Raw genomic sequence first — 6,712 nt, forward strand, 5'->3', positions numbered from 1 at the left:
CTCCTTTTACGCTTATTTTCCTAAACAAAATTGTGAGAACAATTGGTTGATCAAATTATCCTGAACGCTTTCACCAATGATTTCTCCAAGGAGCTCCCATGCTTTCGTGAAGTCAATTTGAACCAAATCAACTGGCGTACCCATTTCAATAGCTTCGATTGCGTCTTCGATTGATTGTAATGCCTGTCCTAGCAAGGCTATATGCCTGGCATTCGAAACATAGGTCAGGTCCCCCGTTTCTAAAGAACCCTCAAAAAATAAAGAAGCGATGGCTTCTTCCAATTCATCGACCCCTTGATCCTCAAGTAATGAAGTGGAAACGACTTTATGTGATGCCGCCATTTCCTTAACCTTTGCCGAATCGATTTTCTGTGGAAGATCGGTTTTATTGATGATAACGATAACATCCATTCCCTCAACAGCCTGGAATAGTTTCTCATCTTCGGTTGTAAAATCATCGGAATAGTTCAATACAAGTAATATTAGATCTGCCTCTTTTAATACCGCACGGGACCGTTCAACTCCAATTCGTTCAACGATATCTTCCGTTTCGCGAATTCCTGCTGTATCCACAAGTTTAAGCGGTACACCGCGAACATTGACATACTCTTCAATTACGTCACGTGTTGTACCTGGGATATCAGTGACAATTGCTTTATTTTCATGAACCAAACTGTTAAGCAAAGAAGATTTTCCGACATTAGGGCGCCCTATGATGACCGTCGCAAGCCCATCTCGCAGGATTTTCCCTTGTTGGGCTGTGTGAAGCAGTTTCTCAATTTCAGTCTTCACATAACTACCTTTTTCCAAAAATAAACGATGTGTCATTTCTTCGACATCATCATATTCCGGATAATCTATGTTTACCTCGACTTGAGCGAGGGTCTGTAATATTTCTTGACGTAGGTTTTGGATTAATTTCGAAAGCCGGCCTTCCATTTGACCTAATGCCACATTCATGGCTTTGTCCGTTTTAGCCCGGATTAAATCCATAACGGCCTCTGCTTGAGAAAGATCGATCCTGCCATTCAAAAAAGCCCGTTTCGTAAATTCACCTGGTTCTGCTAAACGAGCACCTTGTGAGAGAATAAGCTGTAATACCCGATTGACCGAAACGATTCCACCGTGACAATTTATTTCAACAACATCTTCTCTTGTAAATGTCTTTGGACCCTTCATGACCGAAACCATGACTTCCTCTATGATTTCACCAGTTTTAGGCTGGATAAGATGGCCATAATGAATCGTATGTGATTTCACTTCAAGCAATCCTTTTCCACCTGGTCCTTTAAAGATTCCATCGGCTATTTCTATGGCCTCATCACCGCTGATTCTAACAATGGCGATTGCCCCTTCCCCTAAGGGAGTAGAGATAGCGGTGATTGTATCGAATTCCATGCTTTCACCTCTTATATATTGATGTTTCTATTTTTTTCTGATAATAAAATCTCGAATCTCTAAATAACTACAATACCACAGTATATTCATGAAAAAAAGTAGATACTCCTTCCTTTCAAGAGTTATCCACACGCGTTGAATCCATATTCTATAACACTCATTTTAACTTATCCACATGTGAATAACAAATATCGCCCGCTTTACTGATCATGAGAATAAAAAAAGAATGATGTCAGTTATTGTTGAATTAATCTTTTATAAAAGAACATTCGACATACAACGATATCATGCCCTAATCGAGTAGGAGGAGGCGCCTAGCCTCCGACCTCTCACACCACCGTACGTACCGTTCGGTATACGGCGGTTCAGTTTAAGTCTGACGTAGTTTTGTATATCGTTCATATAGATTTACTAACCCATGATGGAGCCAATAAACATTATTAAGGGTTTTGTCTAGAATAGGACTATGCGCTATGCGCCAATAACCCTTTCTGCTATTTCCCCATTCATATGCTTTTCCAAATGGGACGCCTAATCCTTTGAGTTTCCTCACCCTCGTTCTTGGTAATTTCCATTGCTTCCATAGGCACATTCTGAGTCTTCTTCGAATCCATGAATCTAAATTCTTCAATACGTTCGGAGTATCAATGAGGGCGAAATACCCCATCCAACCTCTAAGGTATTGCTTTAACTTATTTATTCGGAGTTCCATGGGTATCGGTAATTTTCTCGAGGTCATTTCCCTGATTCGTTTCTTTACCCTCTTCACCGTTTGTTTAGCCAGTAGAACCTTCGGGTTCTTCTTTGACTTCGTGAAACTAAAACCGAGAAACGTTCTGTTCCAAGGGCGATCATACTTCGACTTCTCGTAGTTGACCTTTAGCTTCAGTTTATTTTCAATGAAGCTTGAGATATTTCCCATTGCACGTTTGGCGGCTTTTCGTGTCTTCACAAAGATAGTACTGTCATCCGCATACCTTACGAATCGAAGATTGCGTTTCTCTAGTTCTTTATCTAAATCGTCTAACATGATATTAGATAATAAAGGACTTAACGGACCTCCTTGCGGAGTTCCCTCCTCACTTTTATGAAAAAGTCCGCCTATCATAATGCCTGCTTGAAGGAATTTACGAATCAGTTTAAGAACTCGTTTATCTTCAATTTTCCGCTCTAACATTCCCATGAGCTTGTCATGATTCACTTTATCGAAGAACTTCTCCAAATCCATATCCACTACCCATGTATAACCTTCGGTTATATAGGACTTTGCCTTTCGAACCGCCTGGTGCCCTTGTTTGTTAGGGCGAAATCCATAGCTATTCTCCGAAAAGGTTGAGTCATATATCTTGGTCAATATTTGGGCAATGGCTTGTTGAATGAAACGGTCTAGAACGGTTGGAATACCCAAAAGCCGAACTCCGCCGTTTGGTTTCGGGATTTCGATACGACGGACGGGCTTCGGTTGATAGGTACCCTGTAAAAGGGCAGTTTTCATGTTGTACCATTCGGTTACAAGGTGCGGTCTCAGGTTTTGGACCCGCATTCCATCTACACCATGGCTTCCCTTATTTCTTTCTACACGCTTCAATGCCTGTATTAAGTTTTCCCTCTCTAGTATCTGTTCCATTAACATCGTTGATATCCTTTCTACGTGGATAAATGGTCTATTTGTGCCTTTATCTGCTCCACCCTTTTGAAGTTCCCCGTGTATTCACCACTTCTTCCTTCAAATAAGTTCCGTTAGGAATTGTTTGCTTCTTCACAGATAACGAACGCCTAGTATTCATCCTCCTTAATCTGTTCGGTCCTTCCTTGTCTTCTCGAGTAGACAAGTACTATGACCTCTGCTGACTTCTGATGATTCAGCTGTCCATCACTGGAAAGGTTACCAAGTGTACTTGGCTGTCATCAGACCTCCCCGGGTAAGAGTGCAATCTTTCCCTCCATCTATCTGCTTCATTTACTCTGTACCACCTTCGGCAGTAAGGACTTTGTTTTGTTTCGCAAACTCATCCAATGATACCTAGCCTTATATGAAGTTCGTGTTCCTCAGACCGGAGGTTTGCCGCTTGCTTCCTTCAGATTCCACGTCACCGTGGACACCCTTGCATTAAGCTAACCACTACTACTGCCTTCATGATTCGGGACTTCCACCCTATAGATTGCACCCATGCCGGGCGCACAAAAAAAGAACCCCTGCTTAAAAGCAGAAGGTTCATTTGAGTGGACTAATGACTAAATGGCGATATGGTTCCGTCCCACTTGAAGTTGTTTTTATTTTTGGATAATGCAGGAGAGCATTATGGATGACTTTACGTTCATAGGATGGCATTGGCTCCAGTGAAACAGCTTTACCTGTTTTTAGAGCTTTATTTGCCATTCTTCCAGCCAATTGGATTAAAGTTTCATTGCGGCGATTTCGATAATCTTCTGCATCTACAGTAATATTCAAGAACTGCTTCGAATATCGATTTGCAACCAGCTGCGCTAAATACTGAAGGGAATTTAGTGTTTGACCCCTTTTTCCAATTAATAATGCAATTTTATCACCTGATAAATGAAATGTTACGTTCTTACCTTTACGATGGACATCAATTTTTGCATTGACTCCCATTTCCACGCTGACATTCTTCAAAAATTTAAGTGTCTCTTCAATGGGATCGGGAGGCAATGTCACATGGACAATTGCCTTCCTTGCACCAAATAAACCAAAAAATCCTTTTTTGCCTTCATCTTCTATTTCAATCTCCACGCGATCTTTAGTGCTGTTCAGTTGAGCTAAAGCTAAATTTACTGCTTCTTCGACAGATTGTCCTGTAGCAGTTACTTTTTTCACTTTTTCTTTGCCCCTCCCGCGTTTTCCGCAGCTGCTTTTCTAAGATCCGGACCTTTAATGAAATATGTTTGAACGATACCAAAAAGGTTACCTACTACCCAGTAAAGAGAAAGAGCAGCGGGAAATTTAATAGCAAAAACAACAATCATTATTGGCATGATGTAAAGCATCATCGTCATTTGTGCCGCCATTTGTGGATTGGAGTTCATTCCAGCCATGGACATCTTTTGCTGGATAAATGTCGTAATACCTGCAACAACCGGTAAAATATAATAAGGATCCGGGGAACCTAAATCAAACCAAAGAAAGCTATGTAAAGAAATTTCTTTCGTACGGCTGATGGCATGGTAAAATCCGATCAAAATCGGCATTTGGACCACTATAGGCAAACATCCCGCCAATGGATTCACATTATATTTTGAAAATAAAGCCATTGTTTCTTGCTGTAGTTTTTGTTGTGTGGCAGCATCTTTTGAGCTGTATTTTGCTTGAAGTTCTTTCATCTCAGGCTGAATGGCCTGCATAGCTTTCGAGCTTTTCACCTGTTTGATCATTAGTGGAAGTAATGCTAAGCGAATGATTAATGTAACACCGATGAGTCCCAAACCATAGTTCTCGCCAAATGCTTCAGAAAGCCAAATGATCAGGGCTGATAATGGATAGACAATGTATGAATTCCAAAAACCTTCACTTTCCGCAGTAATAGGTTCTTTAATTTCCGTACACCCTGCTAACAACATCATTATCGAGGCTAGTCCAATAATGAGTAATATTCGTTTTTTCAACCGTAATTTCCTCCTATCTGCAATCAATCTTTTTTGAAACAATTGTGAACTGTTCATTAGCGGCTTTCAAGGAAAAGTATTCCACCATTTTCACAATTCCAATAGGAATTTTCTATGTCATCTTTTTCAAGTTACTACATGATCCGAGGAGTGCTTAGTATTCGGTATTAAGGGGACTTTATTGTTTTTTCATTTTAAAGTTTAGTGATTTAGAACGTTTCAGGACATGGATCAAGCTGCTTTTCACCTGGAAAAAGTCCATCTCCGCCGCTGGTTTTCGAGCAATCACAATATAATCCTTACCCACTTCTATATCTTCTTTCAATTCCAAAAACGCTTGCCTTATGTATCTTTTAATTTGGTTCCTTACAACGGCATTCCCGATTTTTTTACTGACAGAAAGGCCGATCCGAAAATAATCCTGACCTGGCTTTTCAAGGACATAGACAACAAATTGCCGATTAGCGGAAGATTCACCTTTTTTAAACACAAGCTGAAATTCGTCCTCTTTCTTAATCCTTAACTTTTTTTTCATTTTTACACCTTCATTACATGAATTGAGTCTCAGTAAATCCCTTATTTTGCGAAAAAAGACCACTGAGACTTTTCAGTGGTCTATGCAGATAATACTTTTCTGCCCTTACGGCGACGTGCAGCGATTACTCTACGTCCGTTTTTCGTGCTCATACGTGCACGGAAACCGTGAACTTTACTATGTTTGCGGTTATTCGGTTGATAAGTTCTTTTCATTATATGACACCTCCCTGAGGAATAACAGTTAAAGACAGTCTTTACAATTATATAGATGGAGGTTTCTACTTGTCAACCTCATCCATAAAAATATTTCTTTTTAATGCTCAATGTCCAGTAGGCCTTTTTTTACTACCTAGCCTATTGTAAATGATTTTGCTCCGAACTGATATAGAAATTTTTGGGGAGAGGGGAATTTCCATCAATTTTTCCATGAACACATATATTAAATTCCCAAGGTATCTTCCTGATCGACATGGCATTCGACAAATAATTAAGAATTAACCTAAATCATCTTTTAATGTTCCATTCGGTTTTTTCGCGGTTTTCCGGGGAGAACAACTTGATTCATCCAAAATAAATCAAATTAATCCGAGCCTATAATTATGGTCTGTGGATAAAATTCGACATGTTTTTTTCTATCCACAACCCTTTTCATAGACTTTTGCACATAACAATTGCCTGTGGAAAAGTTTTTCCCACAGGCTCGGTAAGTTGTGGATAAAGTTTTCTAACCCATTGCAAGACGCCTGAATTTCTGATATTATATTTGTGTTTTCACTCTGAATAACTTTATCAACAGGTATCGGTTATCCACAGACTGTGTATAACATGTGGATAGTTTATTCGACCTGTGTATATTAATATGTCCACAGATGGTGGATATTGTCGAAAACCCTTTTTCTTTCTTATTATATATTTTTCAAAATACCTGTTGATGAATAAAAATCCAAACCTACACCTGGTTACCAGATGTAGTCTGTACAAAGGTTGTACAGCGCTAGATATAGTTATAGGGAATTAACATTACAACACACAAATCCCTTACAGCTCACCGAACCTTTGCTGTCAAAATTTATATAAAGACGGCAATCGATGAGTTTATTTGTGCCTATACATTTAAGATTCTATTAATAAAATATTTTGCAAAGGAGGGATAAGT

General features: G+C 39.5%; 6 protein-coding genes. All 6 read right to left on the minus strand.

What is annotated here, in order from left to right:
* Positions 1 to 12: 12 nt before the first annotated feature.
* On the minus strand, positions 13 to 1,398 hold the full coding sequence (gene mnmE / locus UP17_RS25040) for a tRNA uridine-5-carboxymethylaminomethyl(34) synthesis GTPase MnmE (RefSeq protein WP_061465920.1): 1,386 nt from the start codon (positions 1,396 to 1,398) through the stop codon (positions 13 to 15).
* A gap of 370 nt (positions 1,399 to 1,768) precedes the next feature.
* On the minus strand, positions 1,769 to 3,031 hold the full coding sequence (ltrA, locus tag UP17_RS25045) for a group II intron reverse transcriptase/maturase (protein WP_061461592.1): 1,263 nt from the start codon (positions 3,029 to 3,031) through the stop codon (positions 1,769 to 1,771).
* 582 nt (positions 3,032 to 3,613) lie between these two features.
* Positions 3,614 to 4,234: an RNA-binding cell elongation regulator Jag/EloR gene (jag, locus tag UP17_RS25050; RefSeq protein ID WP_061465921.1), complete on the minus strand. Its 621-nt coding sequence runs from the start codon at positions 4,232 to 4,234 to the stop codon at positions 3,614 to 3,616.
* Entirely contained in the window at positions 4,231 to 5,019 is a 789-nt protein-coding gene (gene spoIIIJ, locus UP17_RS25055; RefSeq protein WP_061465922.1) for a YidC family membrane integrase SpoIIIJ, read from the minus strand. Before spoIIIJ ends, jag begins: the two co-directional genes overlap by 4 nt.
* 178 nt (positions 5,020 to 5,197) lie before the next feature.
* The gene (rnpA, locus tag UP17_RS25060) at positions 5,198 to 5,554 is read right to left on the minus strand and encodes a ribonuclease P protein component (protein WP_061465923.1); all 357 of its coding nucleotides are present in this window, start codon (positions 5,552 to 5,554) and stop codon (positions 5,198 to 5,200) included.
* Between the two features lie 80 nt (positions 5,555 to 5,634).
* Positions 5,635 to 5,769 carry a 50S ribosomal protein L34 gene (gene rpmH / locus UP17_RS25065; RefSeq protein WP_034316183.1) on the minus strand — a complete coding sequence of 45 codons (135 nt, stop codon included), beginning with the start codon at positions 5,767 to 5,769 and terminating at the stop codon, positions 5,635 to 5,637.
* Positions 5,770 to 6,712 lie beyond the last annotated feature (943 nt).

The sequence above is a fragment of the Peribacillus simplex genome (genome assembly GCF_001578185.1).
Lineage (GTDB): Bacteria > Bacillota > Bacilli > Bacillales > DSM-1321 > Peribacillus > Peribacillus simplex_A.